The 594-nt window shown below is 43.1% G+C and carries 1 pseudogene; it reads left to right on the top strand.

Going from position 1 to position 594, the window contains the following annotated elements:
- Nucleotides 1-594, top strand: a pseudogene (locus HUN22_RS17570) (hypothetical protein); the annotation flags it as partial.

Genomic DNA, 594 nt, shown 5'->3' with positions numbered 1-594 from the left:
GCGTAGAAAGCTTAAAAACTGAAATCATCAATACGGGTATTGATACAGTTGCAGATACAATCATCGGTATTCTTCCACAAGCAGAACATCCTGTTTCTGAAATTGCAGACCTCGGCACCCTAACTTTTGAAACTTCTCGCGACACAGTAAATGGCGCTCTCGAAACTGTTTCTGATTTAGTCGGTGGTGATGTTCAAGGCGCTACTGAATCAGCAACTGGTATTCTTGATACGCTTATTACAAATGGTACAACTGCTACAGGTATTGTGAATAATATTATCGGTGGCGTAACAAGTGGTGATAGTCCACTTGGTGTAGTAACAGATATTATCGGTAGTGTAACTGGTGGTGTTGGTAGCAACCCTCTTGAAGTCGTGACTGATATTATCGGCGGTGTGACTGGTGGCGTTGGCGGCAACCCTCTTGAAGTCGTGACTGATATTATCGGCGGTGTGACTGGTGGTATTGGTGGTGGAACCTCTCCAATCTCTCCAGTCATTGATGTTGTTCAAGGTGGTATTGATATTCTTCAAGGCGTAGAAAGCTTAAAAACTGAAATCATCAATACGGGTATTGATCCAGTTGCAGATACAA

The organism is Acinetobacter lactucae, assembly GCF_013344765.1.
Lineage (GTDB): Bacteria > Pseudomonadota > Gammaproteobacteria > Pseudomonadales > Moraxellaceae > Acinetobacter > Acinetobacter lactucae_A.
The sequence above is the reverse complement of the archived record's forward strand: the minus strand, read 5'-3'. Positions and strand labels throughout refer to the sequence as shown.